13 protein-coding genes are annotated in these 18073 nt (G+C 71.1%); 6 read left to right on the top strand and 7 right to left on the bottom strand.

Annotated elements, in window-relative coordinates:
- Window positions 1-114: 114 nt before the first annotated feature.
- Window positions 115-2169, bottom strand: coding sequence for a TIGR03960 family B12-binding radical SAM protein (locus ACFYPG_RS31935; protein WP_355009322.1), 2055 nt, complete (start codon window positions 2167-2169; stop codon window positions 115-117).
- A 107-nt stretch (window positions 2170-2276) separates the two neighbouring features.
- On the opposite strand from ACFYPG_RS31935, the gene ACFYPG_RS31940 reads away from it, so the two are divergent.
- Window positions 2277-3569: a hypothetical protein gene (locus ACFYPG_RS31940; protein WP_387354916.1), complete on the top strand. Its 1293-nt coding sequence runs from the start codon at window positions 2277-2279 to the stop codon at window positions 3567-3569.
- Between the two features lie 37 nt (window positions 3570-3606).
- Here the strand turns inward: ACFYPG_RS31940 and ACFYPG_RS31945 are convergent, their stop codons facing one another.
- Together ACFYPG_RS31945 and ileS are read right to left on the bottom strand one after the other, a co-directional pair.
- Entirely contained in the window at window positions 3607-4296 is a 690-nt protein-coding gene (locus ACFYPG_RS31945) for a lysophospholipid acyltransferase family protein (RefSeq protein WP_355009324.1), read from the bottom strand.
- A gap of 105 nt (window positions 4297-4401) precedes the next feature.
- Window positions 4402-7620, bottom strand: a complete 3219-nt coding sequence (ileS, locus tag ACFYPG_RS31950) for an isoleucine--tRNA ligase (protein WP_387354918.1) — start codon at window positions 7618-7620, stop codon at window positions 4402-4404.
- A 308-nt stretch (window positions 7621-7928) separates the two neighbouring features.
- On the opposite strand from ileS, the gene ACFYPG_RS31955 reads away from it, so the two are divergent.
- The 3 genes from ACFYPG_RS31955 to sigJ all read left to right on the top strand — a co-directional run bounded on the left by ACFYPG_RS31955 (window position 7929) and on the right by sigJ (window position 10603).
- Window positions 7929-8948 carry an ArsR family transcriptional regulator gene (locus ACFYPG_RS31955; RefSeq protein ID WP_355009326.1) on the top strand — a complete coding sequence of 340 codons (1020 nt, stop codon included), beginning with the start codon at window positions 7929-7931 and terminating at the stop codon, window positions 8946-8948.
- 348 nt (window positions 8949-9296) lie between these two features.
- On the top strand, window positions 9297-9728 hold the full coding sequence (locus ACFYPG_RS31960) for a carboxymuconolactone decarboxylase family protein (RefSeq protein WP_387354932.1): 432 nt from the start codon (window positions 9297-9299) through the stop codon (window positions 9726-9728).
- Window positions 9725-10603, top strand: a complete 879-nt coding sequence (sigJ, locus tag ACFYPG_RS31965) for an RNA polymerase sigma factor SigJ (RefSeq protein WP_357263841.1) — start codon at window positions 9725-9727, stop codon at window positions 10601-10603. The genes ACFYPG_RS31960 and sigJ overlap by 4 nt, the downstream gene beginning before the upstream one ends.
- Before the next feature lie 37 nt (window positions 10604-10640).
- On the opposite strand, the gene ndk is transcribed toward sigJ, so the two are convergent.
- Window positions 10641-11066: a nucleoside-diphosphate kinase gene (gene ndk / locus ACFYPG_RS31970; protein ID WP_088949743.1), complete on the bottom strand. Its 426-nt coding sequence runs from the start codon at window positions 11064-11066 to the stop codon at window positions 10641-10643.
- 141 nt (window positions 11067-11207) lie between these two features.
- On the opposite strand from ndk, the gene ACFYPG_RS31975 reads away from it, so the two are divergent.
- Window positions 11208-12671 (top strand): VOC family protein, encoded by a 1464-nt coding sequence (locus ACFYPG_RS31975; protein WP_387354921.1) that lies wholly within the window; start codon window positions 11208-11210, stop codon window positions 12669-12671.
- A gap of 38 nt (window positions 12672-12709) precedes the next feature.
- Here ACFYPG_RS31975 and ACFYPG_RS31980 read toward each other — a convergent pair whose 3' ends face one another.
- From ACFYPG_RS31980 to ACFYPG_RS31990, 3 genes are read right to left on the bottom strand one after another with little or no spacing between them, the layout of a single operon-like run.
- On the bottom strand, window positions 12710-13132 hold the full coding sequence (locus ACFYPG_RS31980) for a DUF4233 domain-containing protein (protein WP_355009330.1): 423 nt from the start codon (window positions 13130-13132) through the stop codon (window positions 12710-12712).
- Entirely contained in the window at window positions 13129-14463 is a 1335-nt protein-coding gene (locus tag ACFYPG_RS31985) for a folylpolyglutamate synthase/dihydrofolate synthase family protein (RefSeq protein ID WP_355009331.1), read from the bottom strand. Before ACFYPG_RS31985 ends, ACFYPG_RS31980 begins: the two co-directional genes overlap by 4 nt.
- The gene (locus tag ACFYPG_RS31990; RefSeq protein WP_387354924.1) at window positions 14460-17078 is read right to left on the bottom strand and encodes a valine--tRNA ligase; all 2619 of its coding nucleotides are present in this window, start codon (window positions 17076-17078) and stop codon (window positions 14460-14462) included. The genes ACFYPG_RS31985 and ACFYPG_RS31990 overlap by 4 nt, the downstream gene beginning before the upstream one ends.
- A gap of 69 nt (window positions 17079-17147) precedes the next feature.
- Between ACFYPG_RS31990 and ACFYPG_RS31995 the strand changes: the two genes are divergently transcribed.
- The gene (locus ACFYPG_RS31995; protein ID WP_387354926.1) at window positions 17148-17834 is read left to right on the top strand and encodes a hypothetical protein; all 687 of its coding nucleotides are present in this window, start codon (window positions 17148-17150) and stop codon (window positions 17832-17834) included.
- Window positions 17835-18073: the final 239 nt, after the last annotated feature.

The raw sequence follows: 18073 nt of genomic DNA on the forward strand, positions 1-18073 counted from the left end.
CCGAGCCCGAACAACGCCAACGGGCCCGCGAGACGCGGACCCGTTGGGCGACATGTCGGATGTGGAGGGTGGTGGCGGGTCACCGCCAGCCGGCGCTACGTCAAAGCACCGCGGTCAGGGGTGCGAGTGCGAGTGGCCCGACGGGACCTTCATGCCGTTGCCGCCCAGCGGAGTGAGCGGTAGCAGCTTCTTGCCGGTGGGGCCGATCTGGATCTCGGTGTCCATCGATGGGCAGACGCCGCAGTCGAAGCAGGGCGTCCACCGGCAGTCGTCCTGCTCGAACTCGCTGAACGCGTCCTGCCAGTCCTGCCAGAGCCAGTCCTTGTCGAGGCCCGAGTCGAGGTGGTCCCAGGGCAGGACCTCCAGCTCGTCGCGCTGACGGGTGGTGTACCAGTCGAGGTCCACCCCGAACGCGGGCAGCGTCTCGGCCGCAGCCTGCACCCAGCGCTGGTACGAGAAGTGCTCGCTCCACCCGTCGAACCGGCCGCCGTTCTCCCAGACCTTGCGGATGACCGACCCGACCCGGCGGTCACCCCGGGAGAGCAGCCCTTCGATGAGCGACGGCTCGCCGTCGTGGTACCGGTAGCCGATGGCCCGGCCCAGCGAACGGTCCGCGTTGATGGCCTGCTTGAGGATCTTGAGCCGGTGGTCGATGACCTCCGGACGGTCCATCGCGGCCCACTGGAACGGGGTGTGCGGCTTCGGCACGAACCCGCCGATGGAGACCGTGCAGCGGATGTCCTTGGAGCCGGTCGCGGCCCGGCCGGCCCTGATCACCTCGTGGGCCATCTCGGCGATCTCGAGGACGTCCTCGTCGGTCTCGGTGGGCAGGCCGCACATGAAGTAGAGCTTCACCTGCCGCCACCCGTTGGTGTACGCGGTGACGACCGTACGGATCAGGTCTTCCTTCGACACCATCTTGTTGATGACCTTGCGGATCCGCTCCGACCCGCCCTCTGGGGCGAAGGTCAGGCCGGTGCGCCGCCCGTTACGGGACAGCTCCTGCGCGAGGTCGATGTTGAAGGCGTCCACCCGGGTCGAGGGCAGCGACAGCGAGACGTTCGTGCCCTCGTACTGCTGGGCGAGGCCCGAGCACATGTCGCCGATCTCGGAGTGGTCCGCCGAGGAGAGGGACAGCAGGCCGACCTCGGAGAAGCCGGAGAACTCCAGGCCCTCGCGGACCATCTGCGCGACAGTGGTGATCGACCGCTCCCGCACCGGACGGGTGATCATTCCAGCCTGGCAGAACCGGCAACCCCTGGTGCAACCCCGGAAGATCTCCACCGCGTACCGCTCGTGCACCGTCTCGGCCAACGGCACGAGGGGCTTCTTCGGGTACGGCCAGGCGTCCAGGTCCATCGTCGTGCGCTTGTGCACCCGGAACGGCACGTCGGCCCGGTTCGGTACGACCCGCTGGATCCGGCCGTCCGGCAGGTAGTCGACGTCGTAGAAGCGCGGCACGTAGACGCTCTCGGTGCGGGCCAGCCGCAGCAGCAGCTCGTCGCGGCCGCCCGGCGAGCCCTCGGCCTTCCACTCCCGAACGATCGCGGTGATCTCCAGGACCGCCTCCTCGCCGTCGCCGAGCACCGCGGCGTCGATGAAGTCGGCGATCGGCTCCGGGTTGAACGCGGCGTGCCCGCCGGCCACGATCACCGGGTCGGCGTCGGTGCGGTCGGCGGCCAGCAGCGGGATGCCGGCCAGGTCGATCGCGGTGAGCATGTTCGTGTAACCCAGCTCGGTGGAGAAGGAGATGCCGAACACGTCGAACCCGCGCACCGACCGGTGCGCGTCGACGGTGAACTGCGGCACGCCGTGCGTGCGCATCAGCGTCTCCAGGTCCGGCCAGACCGCGTACGTCCGCTCGGCGAGGGTGTCGGGCAGCTCGTTGAGCACCTCGTAGAGGATCTGCACGCCCTGGTTGGGCAGACCCACCTCGTAGGCGTCGGGATACATCAGCGCCCAACGCACGGTCGCCGCGTCCCAGTCCTTCGTCACCGCACCCAACTCGCCCCCGACGTACTGGATGGGCTTGGAGATCTGGGGCAGCAGCGGCTCGAGCTGGGGCCAGACCGACGGCTCCGCGCCGCGACGCGGCGTCAGAGGGGCCGAGCTGGAGTCGTCGCGAGAGTTGGTCGCGGCCGCGTGCGGGCTCGTGGACGGGGCACTCATGATGCCCAAGGGTACGCGTTCGTCCGCCGCCGATCGCGCGCACGCCCGATCGGCGGGGGTGGCGGCGCGGTACTAACCTCGGTTCGGCGCGAGAGGAGATTGCCGCGATGCCGGAGACCCAGCCGGGAGCACGGCCGGCCAACGGGAGCACCCCGGAGCCGGAGCCGGAGCGGGACCGGACGGTCGCCGACGAGCCGACCTCCCCACCCGTACCCCCGGAGCAGCCGGAACCCTCGGACCAGCCGAACCCCTCGGACCAGCCAGAACCCTCGGACCACTCGGACCAGCCGGAACCCCCGGACCAGCCGGAGCCTGCCCCGACCGCGGAGGTCCCGGCCGCGGAGGTCCCGGCCTCGGAGGTCCCGGCCGCGGAGGTCCCGGCGCCCAGGTGGAGTGGTTCGGCCCCGGTTCCACCTCCGCTGCCCCGCCGACAGGCCTGGGGCGAGTCGGCCGAGCCGACCCCTCCCCCGCCGGTGGCCGTCGGGCCGCCGGAGGACCAGACCCCGGTCGACCCGTGGGCCGGCGTGGACACCGGCGGCTGGGACCTGCCCTCCGCCGAACTGCCCCCGCTGCCGCCCACGATGTCGTATCCGACGCCACCGGACACCCGGCAGTGGTCCGGGCCGCCCGTTCCCCCGGCCTCGTCGCACCCGGTGCCGCCGCCGGCGGCACCGGGCGCACCCCGGGCCATCGGGCCCATGGTGCCGGCCCGGCCGATGTCGCCACCCGCACCACCCGCGCCGCCGAAGGTGCCGAAGCAGCGCCGGGGTCGGCGATCCACCACGCCACCGCCATCACCGCCGCCCGGTTGGCAGGCCCCCAAGGGGTACGTGCCGGTTCCGGTCCGCCGACGACGCCGCTGGCCGTGGCTGCTGCTGCTCACCCTGGCCTGCTGTTGTGGCTGCCCCGCCTACTACGGGTTCCCGATCTCGGCCCAGTACCCGGCGCGCGCGGCCCTGCCCGTCCAGGTGGACGACCTCAACCTGCGGCAGGACAGCCGGAGCACCGAGGCGGCCCAGAAGTTGGAGAGCGAGGTACGCAAGGAGAACTGGCTGGCCGAGGACACGTTCGCTGGCGTCTACGCCACGACGAGCGGCAAGCGGGTAACGGTCTTCGGCGGCACCGGCTTCCGGCTGACTCCGGAGTCGGACGCGGAGGCCGAGATCAGCCGGCTCACCGATCGGTACGCGTTGGGCGCCCCGGAGAGCGTGGACACCGGTGTACGGGGCCGGCACGAACGGTGCGCGGTGGGCAGCGCCGACGGCGGCGCCGTGGTCGTCTGCACGTCGGTCGACCACGGCAGCATCGCCACCGGGGTGTTCACCCGACTCTCCGTCGCCGACAGTTCCGACCTGTTGGGCACCCTGCGCGCCCAGATCGTCCAACCCGAGCGGGGCTGATGCCGCACCCTCGCCGGCCGGGGTGCGGCCGGCGGGGTCAGGCGTCGCGGGTCGGGTCCGGGTGGGCGCGCGGCGGGGCGTAGCGGGGCACGTACTCCTGGCCGGTGAGCTTCTGGATCTCGCTCATCAACTCGTCGGTCATCTGCCGCAGCGAGGCGCGGTCGTCCGGTCGGCCGGTGAAGTCCAGCGGCTTGCCGAATCGAACCGTGATCTTGGCAGTGCCCGGCCGGGGCACCCGGGCGCCGATCGGCTGCGCCTTGTCCGTGCCGATCATGCCCACCGGGATGATCGGCACGCCGGCCGAGATCGCCAGCCGGGCCGCGCCGGTCCGCCCCCGGTAGAGCTTGCCGTCCGGCGAGCGGGTGCCCTCCGGGTAGACCACCACCAGGTCACCGCCCTTGAGCGCCGGGATCGCCGCGTCGAACGCGGACAGCGCCGCCCGGCCACCGGCCCGCTCGACCGGGATCGCACCCAGGCCGGTGAGGACGAACTTGGAGATCGCACCCTTCACGCCGGTGCCGTTGAAATATTCCGACTTGGCCCAGAAAGCCAGGTGCCGGGGCACGACCGTGCCGAGGAACAACTCGTCGGCCACCGAGAGGTGGTTGCCGGCGAAGATCGCGCCGCCGGTCTCCGGCACGTGTTCCAGACCCTCCACGGTCGGGCGGAACGCCACCCGCAGCGTGGGGCCCACGGTCAGCTTGCCGATGGTGTAGAGCAGCGGCACTGGTCCTCCGGCAGATGAAATGCGAGCAGGCGGTGTCACGGTAGCGGACGCCTCCACACCTCCCCGACGGAGGTGGTGAGGCGCCCGCACCCTGGCGATGGTCCGTTACACCCGGCGGACGACCACCGTTACCCGCTCACCATCGCCGACCTCGCCGGCGAAGCCCTCCAGCCCCTCGACGACGGAGCCGTCCCGACCCTCGACGACGGAGCCGTCCCGACCCTCGACGAAGTCGACCGAGTCGGCCAGCACCTCCGCGGAGACGAAGTCGACGTACGCCGACACCGCCGCGCGTACCTCGTCGGACGCCGACACCGACACCACGATCCGGTCCGAGACGTCCAGGTCGGCGTCACGGCGGGCCTGCTGCACCACCCGCACCACGTCGCGGGCCAGCCCCTCGGCGGCCAGTTCCGGTGTGACGTCGGTGTCCAGCACCACCACGCCCTCGCCGCCGGGCAGCGGCGCGGAGTGCTCGGCGTCGGCGGCGACCAGGCGCAACTCGTACTCGCCCTCGGCGAGGGTGACGCCGGCGGCCACCGGGGCGCCGTCGACCAGCTCCCACTCGCCCGCCTTGACCGCCTTGATCACCTGTTGCACCTGCTTGCCGACGCGTGGGCCGAGCGCCCGGGGAACCACAGTCAACACCTGCTCGCAGTACGCGGACAGCTCCGCGCTGAACTCCACGGTCTTCACGTTGACCTCGTCGGCGACCAGGTCGGCGAACGGCCGCAGCTGCTCCGCGGCCGGCGAGGCCACTGTCAGCGTCGACAGCGGCAGTCGCACCCGCAGCCCCTTGGCCTTGCGCAGCGACAGCGCCGCCGAGGCGACCGCCCGAACGTTGTCCATCGCGCGGACCAGATCGTGGTCGGCCGGGAACTCCTCCGCCGAGGGCCAGTCGGTCAGGTGCACCGAACGCTCCCCGGTCAGGCCACGCCAGATCTCCTCCGCGGTCAGCGGCGCGAGCGGCGCCACCACCCGACAGAGCGTCTCCAGCACCGTCGACAGGGTGTCGAAGGCGTTGGCGTCACCGGACCAGAACCGGTCCCGGGACCGGCGCACGTACCAGTTGGTCAGCGCGTCAAGGTAGGACCGGACGGTGGCGCAGGCACCGGAGATGTCGTACGCGTCCATCTGCGCGCCGACAGTGGACACCAGCTCGTTCGTCTTCGCCAGCACGTACCGGTCGAGCAGGTGGGTGGAGTCGGTACGTCGCCGGGCCTGATATCCGTCGGCGTTGGCGTAGAGCGTGAAGAAGTAGTACACGTTCCACAGCGGCAGCAGCACCTGCCGGACGGCGTCGCGGATGCCCGCCTCGGTGACCGCCATGTCCCCACCGCGCAGCACTGGCGAGGACATGAGCATCCAGCGCATCGCGTCCGAGCCGTACGCGTCGAAGACGTGGTAGACGTCAGGGTAGTTGCGCAGGCTCTTGGACATCTTGCGCCCGTCCGAGCCGAGCAGGATGCCGTGGCTCAGGCAGTTACGGAACGCCGGCCGGTCGAACAGCGCGGTGGCCAGCACGTGCATCGTGTAGAACCAACCACGGGTCTGCCCGATGTACTCGACGATGAAGTCACCCGGGTAGTGGTGCTCGAACCAGTCGGCGTTCTCGAACGGGTAGTGCACCTGGGCGAACGGCATCGACCCGGACTCGAACCAGCAGTCCAGCACCTCCGGCACCCGGCGCATCATCGACGCACCCGTAGGGTCGTCCGGGTTGGGGCGGACCAGGTCGTCCACCGCCGGCCGGTGCAGGTCGGTCAGGCGTACGCCGAAGTCCCGCTCGATGTCGGCCAGCGAACCGTAGACGTCCAGGCGCGGGTAGTTCGGGTCGTCGGACTTCCACGCCGGGATCGGCGAGCCCCAGAACCGGTTCCGGCTGATCGACCAGTCCCGGGCGTTGGCCAGCCACTTGCCGAACGAGCCGTCCTTGATGTGGCCCGGCGTCCAGTTGATCTCCTGGTTCAGCTCGACCATCCGGTCCCGGAACTGCGTCACCGCGACGAACCACGACGACACCGCCTTGTAGACCAGCGGGGTGTCGCAACGCCAGCAGTGCGGGTACGAGTGGGTGTAGGTGTCCTGCCTGAGCACCACCCCCCGGTCCTTCAGCTCCCGGATCACCGGCTTGTTGACGTCGAAGACCTGCTCACCCTGGTACGGCGGGACCAGCGCGGTGAACCGGGTGTGGTCGTCGACAGTGACGATGGTGGGGATGCCGGCGGCGTTGCAGACGTTCTGGTCGTCCTCACCGAAGGCCGGGGCCAGGTGCACGATCCCGGTGCCGTCCTCGGTGGTGACGAACTCCGCGCCGAGCACCTGGTAGGCGTTCTCCCCTGCCTGCTCGACGAGGAAGTCGAACAGCGGCGTGTAGCGGCGCCCGGCCAGGTCCCGGCCGTACACCGTGCCGACCTGCTCGTAGCCCTCCAGCTCCTTGGCGTACGCGGCCAGCCGCGCCGCCCCCACCAGGTAGCGGTCGCCACTGCGCTCGCTGTCGGGGGAACCCCGGTGTTCGAGCACCGCGTACTCGATGTCGGGTCCGACGGCGAGCGCCAGGTTCGACGGCAGGGTCCACGGCGTGGTGGTCCAGACGCCCAGCTTGACCGGCCCGCGCACCAGCTCCGGCGCGGACTCGTCGGCGGTCAGCTCGAACCACACCGACAGGGTGGGGTCGTGCCGGTCCCGGTAGACGTCGTCCATCCGGGTCTCGGTGTTCGACAGCGGCGTCTCACAGCGCCAGCAGTACGCCAGCACCCGGAAGCCCTCGTAGATCAGACCCTTGTCGTGCAGGGTCTTGAAGGCCCACATGACGCTTTCCATGTAGTCCAGGTCGAGGGTCTTGTAGTCGTTGGTGAAGTCGACCCAGCGGGCCTGCCGGTTGATGTACCGCTCCCAGTCCTGGGTGAACTCCAGCACCGAGGCACGGCAGGCCTCGTTGAACCGGTCCACGCCCAGGTCGATGATCTCCGCCTTGCTGGTGATGCCGAGCTGCTTCTCGGCCACCACCTCGGCGGGCAGGCCGTGACAGTCCCACCCGAAACGCCGCTCGACGTGCCGGCCGCGCATGGTCTGGTAGCGCGGCACCACGTCCTTGACGTAGCCGGTGAAGAGGTGACCGTAGTGCGGCAGGCCGTTGGCGAACGGCGGGCCGTCGTAGAAGACGTACTCGTTCTTGCCGTCGGTGCCGGCGGGGCGGGCCTCGATGCTGGCCTCGAAGGTCTTGTCAGCCGTCCAGTGCTCCAGCACGCGGCGCTCGACCGCGGGCAGGTCCGGGCTCGCCGGAACACCGGCGGCGGTCGCGTCGTGCAACGGATAGGCCATCGGGGGTCGCTCTCCTCATGCAGCTCACTCAACGTGGGTCTGCGAGGACGAACCTCCGGGTACGCCTGGAACGGCGCTCCCGGGTGGCCCGCGGTACCACCCCGCTTGGCGGTCAGGATCGACCGCCCGCTCATTGTCGGCTGTGACGGGCCGCATCCGTCCGGTTCTACTGGGCCGGTTGCCCGGCTGTTCTTCCGGAGGCTCACCGGTGATGGCCGGGTCATCGCCTTACAGTGCTCAACGATACTCGACCCGCCGACCGCCCCGCCGCCGAGTGAACGCCCGCGCCGGCACCCTAGGCTCACCGGGTGATCCGGATCGAGTTGGACGAGCCGACGCTGCTCCGGACCCGGATCGCCACCAGCCCGCTCTGGGAGGTGCTGACCAGTCTGTTACTGCTGCACCGCAATCCGATTGAGGCGCCCTGGCCGTACACCGCCTGGGCGCGGCACGCACGGCGGGTGCTCGACGGCGTGCCGGCGACCGCGCCGGCCCGGCTGCTGACCAGCGGCCTACCCGCACCGGACTTCCTCAGCCCGATCCCCACGTTGGCCGCGCCGACCCTGGCCGACCAACTCGCCGAGCTGCGCGCGACGCCGGCCGAGGTGATCACCGAGCAGATCCCCCACTACTACCACCCGGACGACCTGCCGGAGTGGCTCCGCCCGTTCGTCAAGGACCGGCGGGCCGCCCTGGACCGGCTCGCCGACGGCATCCAGGCGTACTGGGACGCGGCCATCGCGCCGTGGTGGCCGGCGATGCAGGCGGCGCTGGACGAGGAGGTGCTGCATCGGGCCCGTGCGCTCGCCGCGTACGGCCCGGACGCGCTCCTGGCCGACCTGCACGAACGGGTGCGCTGGAACAAGCCGGTGCTGACCCTGGTGAAGCCGTCGGAGCAGCAGTTCACGGCGGTGAACCAGCGACTGCTGCTGCTTCCCTTGATCTTCTCGGAGGGGGCACTCGTCTGCGCCACCGACCATCCGGAGATCATCGCCGTCTCCTACCAGGCGCGCGGGGCGGCAGTGCTCGCCGAGAGTGGGCCGGTCTCGGCGGCCCGGACGACACCGGCCACGGACCGGCTGGCGGTGCTGGTCGGTCGGGGTCGCGCCCAGGTGCTGCGGGCGCTGGCGAGGCCAGCCACCACCGCGGGCCTCGCGGCCACGTTGGGGCTGGCTCCGAGCACCGTGTCGGAGCAGCTCTCCGCGCTGCTGGCCGCGGGCGTGGTACACCGGCGCCGGGTGGGTCGGCGGGTGTTGTACGGCCTGGAACCGGCCGGTCTGGCACTGGTGCAGCTCGTCGGTGACGAGCCGACGAGCGCCTCGGCCTGAGCATTCGGCTCGATCCGAATCCGTTTCCCACCCGTACCCGTCACTTCTAGCCTGCTGATCACGAGCGTCGGAAGGTCCGGGCAGACCGCGGCGTCGACCTGACGGTCGGCAACGGGGAGCTGTTCGGCCTGCCGGGGCCAGACGGCGCTGGCGGGCCCCATCCCCGACCCAACCCACGTTGATCATGGAGTTGTTGCCTCGCTCGACGGCGTGTCGTGGCAACAACTCCATGATCGACCGGGGGTCGGGGACGGCCCGTGCGCGGGATCACAGTCTTGGTTGTCACGACCCGGCCCGGTCCGGCCGTCGTAACGGTGTCGGACCAATCAGGAGGTAGTCGTGCAACGGATGAACCCGGCCGAGGTCGCACCGCAGGCGTACAAGGCCGTCTTGGGGTTGGAGAAGTACGTTCAGACGAACGTCGACCGCACAGTGCTGGAGCTGGTGAAACTGCGGGCGTCGATGATCAACGGGTGCGCGTACTGCGTGGACATGCACAGCCGGGACGCGCTCGCCGACGGCGAGTCGAGCCGCCGGCTGTTCGCGGTAGCCGCCTGGCGGGAGGCTCCCTTCTTCGACGAGCGGGAGCGGGCCGCGTTGGCCCTCACCGACGCGGTCACCCGGCTCGGCGAGCACGGGGTGCCGGACGAGGTGTGGGATGACGCCGCGAAGGTCTGGTCCGAGAAGGAACTGGCCGACCTCGTCATCGCGATTGCCACAATCAACGTGTGGAATCGGATCGGGGTGACGATGCGGCTGGAGCCTCCAGCCCAGGCGTGACCACCGAGGCGGCAGCGGAGGCGGCCGGTGCGCTCGAGGCGCACCGGCCGATGCTGCTCGGTCTCGCGTACCGCCTGCTCGGCAGCCGGCACGACGCGGAGGACGTGCTCCAGGAGGCGTACCTGCGCTGGCTCGGTGTGGACCGGGCCCGGGTCGAGGAGCCGCGCCGATACCTGTCCAGGGTGGTCACCCGGTTGGCACTGGACCGGCTGCGCGCGCGGCAGGCGGCCCGCGAGACGTACGTCGGGACGTGGCTGCCCGAGCCGGTGCCGACCGCGCCCTCGCCGTTCGGGCCGTTGGACCGGGTAGAGCTACGCGACTCGCTCTCCACCGCGTTGCTGCACGTCCTGGAGCGGCTCACCCCGCCGGAGCGGGCGGTGTACGTCCTGCACACGGCCTTCGACCTGCCGTACGCGGAGATCGCCGAGATCCTGGAGCGGTCCGTCGCCGACTGTCGGCAGCTGTACCACCGGGCGACCGCGCGGGTACGGCAGGAGCAGCGTCGGTTCACCGCCAGCCGCCCGGAGCGGGAGCGGCTGCTGGACGCGTTCCTCGCCGCGGCCCGCGACGGTGACCTGGCGAGGCTCACCGACCTGGTGGCCGCCGACGCCACCGCCTGGAACGACGGCGGCGGTCGGGTGCGGGCCGCCCTCAACCCGGTCAGCGGCGCCGACCGGATCGCCCGGTTCTACGCCGGGGTCTACGGCCCGCGTCACCGAGTGGCGATGGATCCGGTGGAGCTCAACGGGGAACCAGCGATGTTGATCACCCGCGCGGACGGCAGTCGGTACACGCTGACCATCGCCGCGGCCGACGGACGGATCACCGGGATCTACGTGGTCGGCAACCCGGCGAAGGTGCCGGCGGTCGGCTGAACCCGGGCGTCGTCGGTCGACCCCGGGCCGGTGGGCGTCAGCCCAGCTCGGGGAACCAGAGCGCGATCTCGCGCTTGGCGCTGTCAGTCGAGTCGGAGGCGTGCACCAGGTTCTCCCGGTTGGACAGCGACAGGTCACCCCGGATGGTGCCGGCGGCGGCCTTGCGTCCGTCGGTGGCGCCGACCAGCCCGCGGACCACGTCGATGACCTGGTCGCCGGAGAGCACCAGGGCGACCAGCGGGCCGCCGGTCATGAAGTCCTTCAGCGGCGGGTAGAACGCCTTGTCGACGTGCTCGGCGTAGTGCTCGTCGGCGAGCGCGGCATCCATCGTCCGGTGCGCCATCGCGTCGATCCGCAGCCCCTTGCGCTCGAAGCGGGAGAGGACCTCGCCGACCAGGCCGCGGCGGACCGCGTCGGGCTTGATCAGAACGAGGCTGCGCTCATCCGGGCTGTTGCTGGACACGCTGGGTTCCTCCTGTACGCGATGAACGCTTGGGATCGGTACGGTCAGCCTAGCGACCCGGTCCCGGCACCGGCGCGGCGGCCGGTCTTTCCCCCGGTGGCCGATCCGGCCTAGCCTGGTCCTGACCCCGGGAGGTCCACTGTGGCGAATGGCGGGAACCGACCCATCGCGCCGGTACGCAAGCTGATCGGCGCGGTGCTGGGCACCGTTGCCACGTTCGTCGTCCTGTTCGGGCTCGGCATGACGAGTTGGGCCATCGTGGCTCTGGGGGTCGCCCTGCTGGTGCTGGCGATCGCGCTGGCGACCGTACGCGGCGGCGGTCGCACGTGGGTCGTCGGCGTCGGGCACGTGCACAGCGCCTCCGAACCACCCACCCAGTACGCGTTCGGCCGCTGCGAACTCCAACTGGTGATCGACGCCCCTGGTCTGCCGCCGCGGTCCAAGAAGATCATTGAGCCGAGGGTGCCGGTCTCCAAGTGGCCGTCGCTGGGCCAGACCCTGCCGATCCGGGTCGCGTTGGACGACCAGCGGCACGTCAAGGTCCTCTGGGACGAGGTGCTCACCCATGCCGAGACCGCCGCTGCCGTCGCCGATCTTCCGCCGGAGTTCGCCGACGCGGAGCCGGTGGACGAGCTGTTGATCCAGCAGGACGCGCCGCCGTGGGCGGACCGCGCACCCGACGACGACTTCCGCGACCCGGTCGGTGACCCGTTCCGGGACCCGTCCGGTGACCCGTTCCGCGACCCGCTCGGTGACCCGCTGCGCACCGACCCTTCGCGCGACGACCTCCGGCGCGACGACCCGGGCGTCGTGCCCGAGGAGCGCGAGCCCGTGGTGATGCACCAGAGCCCGGGTGGCCCGGTGGTGTTGGAGGGCGTGGTCGTCGAGCCGCAGGCCGGCGGGCTGCCCCGACGGGCAACCACTCCGGCGCCCCGCCCGCCCGCCGAGGAGCGCTTCGACGAGCCCGCCGCCGACCGGTTCGACGCCCCGCAGGCGAGCGGCGCGAGCGCCCCGCCCGCCGAGGAACCCGTCGACCCGCCCAGCGCGCAGCGCTTCGACCCGCCGCCCGCGCAGCGCTCCGGCCCGGGCACTCCCGACCCGCTGGACCCACTCGATCTTCCGCTGGACGATCCCTCGCCGGCCGGGGCCGCACGCACCACAGTGACGGATGAGGAACTGGACCAGGCGATCTTCGGATTCGACGCCGGCTCGGGCGCGGACCCGGCCGCACCGATCAGCGGGGTGGGCCTCACCCTGCTGGTCACCGACCTGCAGCGGTCGCTCAACTTCTACCGCGACGTGCTCGGCTTCAGCGAGGTCGACCAGGGTGCCCACAACGCCGTCCTAGCCTCCGGGGCGACCCGGATCGTCCTGCGCGAGGTGACCGGGGCGGCGCCCATCAGCCGCCGGCTCGTGCACGTCAACCTTGAGGTGAGCGACATCGAGGCGGCGTACGAGCGGTTGCGCGAGTCGGGCGTCCGCTTCACGTACGCGCCCCGGGTGGTCAACCGGGGCACCAAGCTGGAGGGGTGGGCGGCGGCCTTCCGCGACCCGGATGGCCACGGCGTCGCGCTCACCCAGTGGCGCGAACGCGCCGACGCCTGACCCGGCCCGCCTTCGGACAGCGCCGGCCGGGTCCGCCGTCAGCCGAGAATGACGCGGCGAACGTGCAACGCGTACGCCCAGACCAGGGCGAAGATGATGCCCAGCCCGAGCAGTGACCAGTGCAGCAGACCGCCCAACAACAGCAGCCCCTGGAGCACGGTGCCGGCGTTCCAGGCCCACTGCCGACGCATCATGCCGGCGAGCACCACGGCGGCCACCGCCAGTGCCACCACCGCACCGATCGCGGCACCGCCGAGGTCACCGCCGACCACCCGGATCGGCTGGATCGCCAGCAACAGCACCAGCGCCTCCAGGCTGAGCGTGCCAGCACCGAGACCGCGTACCGCCCGCTCCGGGTTGCGCAACCCGGAGCGTCGCGGCTGCCCGGCCGTGGGCTCCTCCCCCACCGGCGGGCCGGTCGGGTCCTCGGTGGGGTGCGGGTCCCGCTCCGGGCTGGTCATCGCTTCAGCAGCCGGCGCGCGTCGGCGACAGTCACCACGGACCCCGTGACCAGCACCCCGACGCCGCTCAGCTCACCGGGGACGTCCTCCTCGGCCATCGCCACCGCCAGCTCGATCGCGTCCGGCATGTTCTCCGCCGAAGCCACCCGCTCCTCGCCGAAGATCTCGGCGGCCAGCGCTTCGAGTTCCTCCGTCGGCATCGCCCGTGGCGAGCTGTTGCGGGTGACCACCACCTGGTCGACCACCGGCTCCAGCAGCTCCAGCAGCGCCTCCGCGTCCTTGTCGGCGAGGACGCCGATGACGGCCACCAGCTTGCTGAACGCGAACTCCTCCTGGAGCGCGGTGACTGTGGCCTTCATGCCGTGCGGGTTGTGCGCACCGTCCAGCAGGATGGTCGGGGCGTTACGCACCCGCTCCAGCCGACCCGGGGAGCTGGTCGAGGCGAAGCCCTCGCGGACCGCCTCGATGTCCAGCTGACGTCGGGCCCCGGCGCCCAGGAACGCCTCCACGGCGGCAAGCGCCATGGCCGCGTTCTGCGCCTGGTGGGCACCGTGCAGCGGAATGAACACGTCGTCGTAGACGCCACCCAGCCCCTGGAGGGTCAGCACCTGACCGCCGACCGCGACCGCCCGACCCAGCACGCCGAACTCGCCGCCCTCCCGGGCGATGGTGGCCCCGACCTCGGCGCAGCGGTCGAGGAGGGGACCGGCGGCCTCCTCCTCCTGGGCCGCCGAGATCACGGTGGCCCCCGGGTGGATGATGCCGGCCTTCGCCAGCGCGATGTCCTGGATCGTGTCGCCGAGCCACTCGGTGTGGTCCAGCCCGATCGGGGTGATCACACAGACCCCGGCCTGGAGGACGTTCGTGGCGTCCTCCGCCCCGCCGAGGCCCACCTCGACCACCGCGATGTCGACCGGCGCGTCGGCGAAGGTGGCGAACGCCAGCGCGGTGGTCATGTCGAAGTACGTCAGCGGCTCGTCCGACCGCGCGTCGACCAGCTCAGCCAGCGGTTTGATCTCCCGGTACACCGAGGCGAACCGCTCCTCGCTGACCGGCTCCCCGTCCAGGCTGATCCGCTCTCGGACGGTCTCCAGGTGCGGGCTGGTGTACCGCCCGGTGTGCAGGCCGTGCGCCCGCAACAGCGAGTCGATCATCCGCGCGGTTGAGGTCTTGCCGTTGGTGCCGGTCAGGTGGATCGTCGGGTACGCCCGCTGCGGGCTGCCGAGCAGGTCGAGCAGCGACTCGATCCGGTCCAGCTCGAAGACCATGCGGGTGAAGCCACGGGCGTTCAGCTCGGCCTCGACGGCGGCGAATTCGGTACGGTCGGTCACGAGGGCAGTGTCTCCAGAGCAGCGTCGATCCGGACCAGGTCGGCCTCGGCGGTGGCGAGCCGGCCGCGGATCTTCGCGACCACCGGCTCGGGGGCCTTGCCGATGAAGGCAGGGTTGTCGAGCTTCGCCCGGGCCTGCGCGACCTCCTTCTCGGCTGCCGCGCGGTCCTTCGTCAGCCGGGCCCGCTCGGCCGCCACGTCGATCGACCCCCGGGTGTCCAACGCGACACCGACCGCGCCGGGCATGGCCAACGTGGCGCTGGCCTGGAAGTCGTCACCGGCCGGATCCAACCGGACCAGCGAGCGGATCAGCGGCTCGTGGGCAGCGATACCCGCGCCGGACAGCCCGTCCAGGCGGGCAGCCACCCGCTGCGTGGGGCGCAGCCCCTGGTCGGAACGGAACCGGCGGATCTCGGTGACCACCCGCTGAACGCCGACCAGCTCGGCCTCGGCGGCGTCGTCGACCAGCGACCGGTCGGCCACCGGCCAGGCGGCGGCCTGCACCGTCTCGCCGCCGGTCAACGCGAGCCACAGCTCCTCGGTGACGAACGGGATGACCGGGTGCAGCAGCCGCAGCAGCTGGTCGAGCACGTGCCCGAGCACCCGACGGCTGGCCTCCGCGCGCTCACCGCCCTCGGCGAGCACCGGCTTGCTCAGCTCGACGTACCAGTCGCAGACGTCGTCCCAGGCGAAGTGGTAGAGCAGGTCGCACACCTTGGCGAACTCGTACGCCTCGAACTGCTCGTCGACCTCGGCGGTGACGTGCGCCAACCGGGACAGGATCCACCGGTCGACGGTGGAGAGCTGGTCGGTGGGGGGCAGGTCACCAGTGGTGTGCGCGCCGTTCATCAGGGCGAACCGGGTGGCGTTCCAGAGCTTGTTGCAGAAGTTGCGGGAGCCCTGGCACCACTCCTCGCTGACCGGGACGTCCTGGCCGGGGTTCGCGCCCCGCGCCAGGGTGAACCGGGTGGCGTCGGCGCCGTACCGGTCGATCCAGTCCAATGGGTCGACCACGTTGCCGAACGACTTCGACATCTTCTTGCCGAACTGGTCGCGCACCATGCCGTGCAGCGCGACCACGTCGAAGGGCGGCCGGCCGTCCATCGCGTAGAGGCCGAACATCATCATCCGGGCGACCCAGAAGAACAGGATGTCGTACCCGGTCACCAGCACGCTGGTCGGGTAGAACTTCGCCAGGTCCGGGGTCTGCTCGGGCCAGCCCAGTGTGGAGAACGGCCACAGGCCGCTGGAGAACCAGGTGTCCAGGACGTCCTCGTCCTGGTGCCAGCCTTCGCCGGCCGGCGGCGCCTCGTCGGGGCCGACGCAGACGATCTCACCCGCCGGGCCGTACCAGACCGGGATGCGGTGCCCCCACCACAGCTGCCGGGAGATGCACCAGTCGTGCATGTTGTCGACCCAGGCGAAGTAGCGCTTGGCCAGCTCGGCCGGCTCGATGCGGACCCGGCCGTCACGCACCGCGTCACCCGCGGCCTGGGCCAGCGGGGCGGTGTTGACGAACCACTGCAGCGACAGCCGCGGCTCGACGGTGGTCTTGCACCGGGAGCAGTGCCCGACCGCGTGCACGTACGGACGCTTCTCGGCGACGATCCGGCCCTGCTCCCGCAGCGCCGCCACGATCGCCGGTCGCGCCTCGAACCGGTCCAACCCCTCGAACGGGCCGGGCACGGTGATCACGCCGCGCTCGTCCATCACTGTCAGCGCGGGCAGGTCGTGCCGCTGGCCGATCTCGAAGTCGTTCGGGTCGTGGGCCGGCGTCACCTTCACCATGCCGGTGCCGAAGGTCGGGTCGACGTGCGCGTCGGCGACGATCGGGATCCGGCGACCGGTCAACGGCAGCTCGACCTCGGTGCCGATCAGGTGCTGGTAGCGCTCGTCGTCGGGGTGCACCGCCACGGCGGTGTCGCCGAGCATCGTCTCCGCCCGGGTGGTGGCCACCACGACCTCGTCGCTGTAGCGGATCGAGATCAGCTCGCCGTCGTCGTCGGTGTGCTCGACCTCGATGTCGGAGAGCGCCGTGAGGCAGCGCGGACACCAGTTGATGATCCGGTTGGCCCGGTAGATCAGACCGTCGTCGAAGAGCTTCTTGAAGATCGTCTGGACGGCGCGGGTCAGCCCCTCGTCCATGGTGAAGCGCTCGCGGTCCCAGTCGACGGAGTCGCCGAGGCGACGCATCTGGCCGAGGATGGCGCCACCGGACTCGGCCTTCCACTGCCAGACGCGCTCGACGAACTTCTCGCGGCCGAGATCGTGCCGGGACAGCCCCTCCGCGGCGAGCTGACGCTCGACCAGGTTCTGGGTGGCGATGCCGGCGTGGTCCATGCCCGGCAGCCACAGCGCCTCGAAGCCCTGCATCCGCTTACGCCGGGTCAAGGCGTCCATCAGCGTGTGCTCGAACGCGTGGCCCATGTGCAGCGAGCCGGTGACGTTCGGCGGCGGGATGACGATGGTGAAAGGGGGCTTGTCGCTGTCGGCGGAGGCCCGGAAGTGCCCGCCGGCTACCCAATGCTCGTACCGTCGCTGCTCTACCTCGCCGGGCTGGTACTGGCCGGCAAGGGTCGGGGCGTCGGGGCGTTGGGCATCCAGTCTCTCGGTCACCGGACAAGTCTACGGAGGGCTTCCGCAGACCTGACGTGCGCCACCTGCCGTTCGCGTACGGTGTCGGCTATGTCCGACGCACATCTCACCGAGCGGTCGCGCGACGGCGGCCGCGAGCCGGTCGAGCTCACCGAAGAGCCGATCCAGCTGAGCACCCGGGACTCCGGAGGCGACCCCGACGAGCGGTCCAGCGGTTGGTCACGCCGACGCAAGATCGGTTGGACGGTCGCGCTGGTGGTCGGTCTCGCCGGTGCCGGCGTTCTTGGTGTCGGTGGGTGGCGGGTGGCGCAGCAGAAGGACACCCAACTGGCCTCACCCGATCGGGTGGCGGGCCTGACTCGCGACGACAGCGAGCGGGCGAAGAGCACGGCCGACTATCTACGCAGCGGCCTGGCGGCGAACATCGAACTGGACCGCAGTTTCGGCACTGTCTACCGCGACCCGGCCGACGACAAGCGCTCAGTGCTCATCTTCGGGGGCACCACCCTGCTCTGGCAGCCGGAACGGGACCTGGACAGCCTCTTCCGCCTGATGTCGGACGAGACCGGCGCGGTGAACGGTCTGCGGGAGCTGCCCGCGGGTGACTTCGGCGGGGTACTGAAGTGTGGCAGCACCAGCGGCGAGGGCGGGGACTTCGCGGTGTGCGGCTGGGCCGACCACGGCAGCGTGGTCATGGCGATGTTCCCGGGCCGGTCGGTAAACGACGCCGGCGGCCTGCTGCGCAACCTCCGCGCCGGCATGCAGACCCGAGACTGACCGAGTACGCGGCCTGCCCCGCCGGCCGCAAGATCGTGCAACATCCTGGATGTAGTGGTATCCACACGCCGTGAGGCCACTACAACCAGGATCAAGCGTGACCTTGACGAGTCTCCAGGGGCAGGGGAGACCGATGACCCACAAAAAAAGGGGGCGGAGACGCAGAGAAGCCCACCCCTGATGGGGTGGGCTTCTCTGGAAGATTGTCCGGCGGCGTCCTACTCTCCCACACCCTCACG

This window comes from Micromonospora sp. NPDC005553 (genome assembly GCF_042871765.1).
In the GTDB taxonomy this organism is placed as follows: Bacteria; Actinomycetota; Actinomycetes; order Mycobacteriales; family Micromonosporaceae; genus Micromonospora.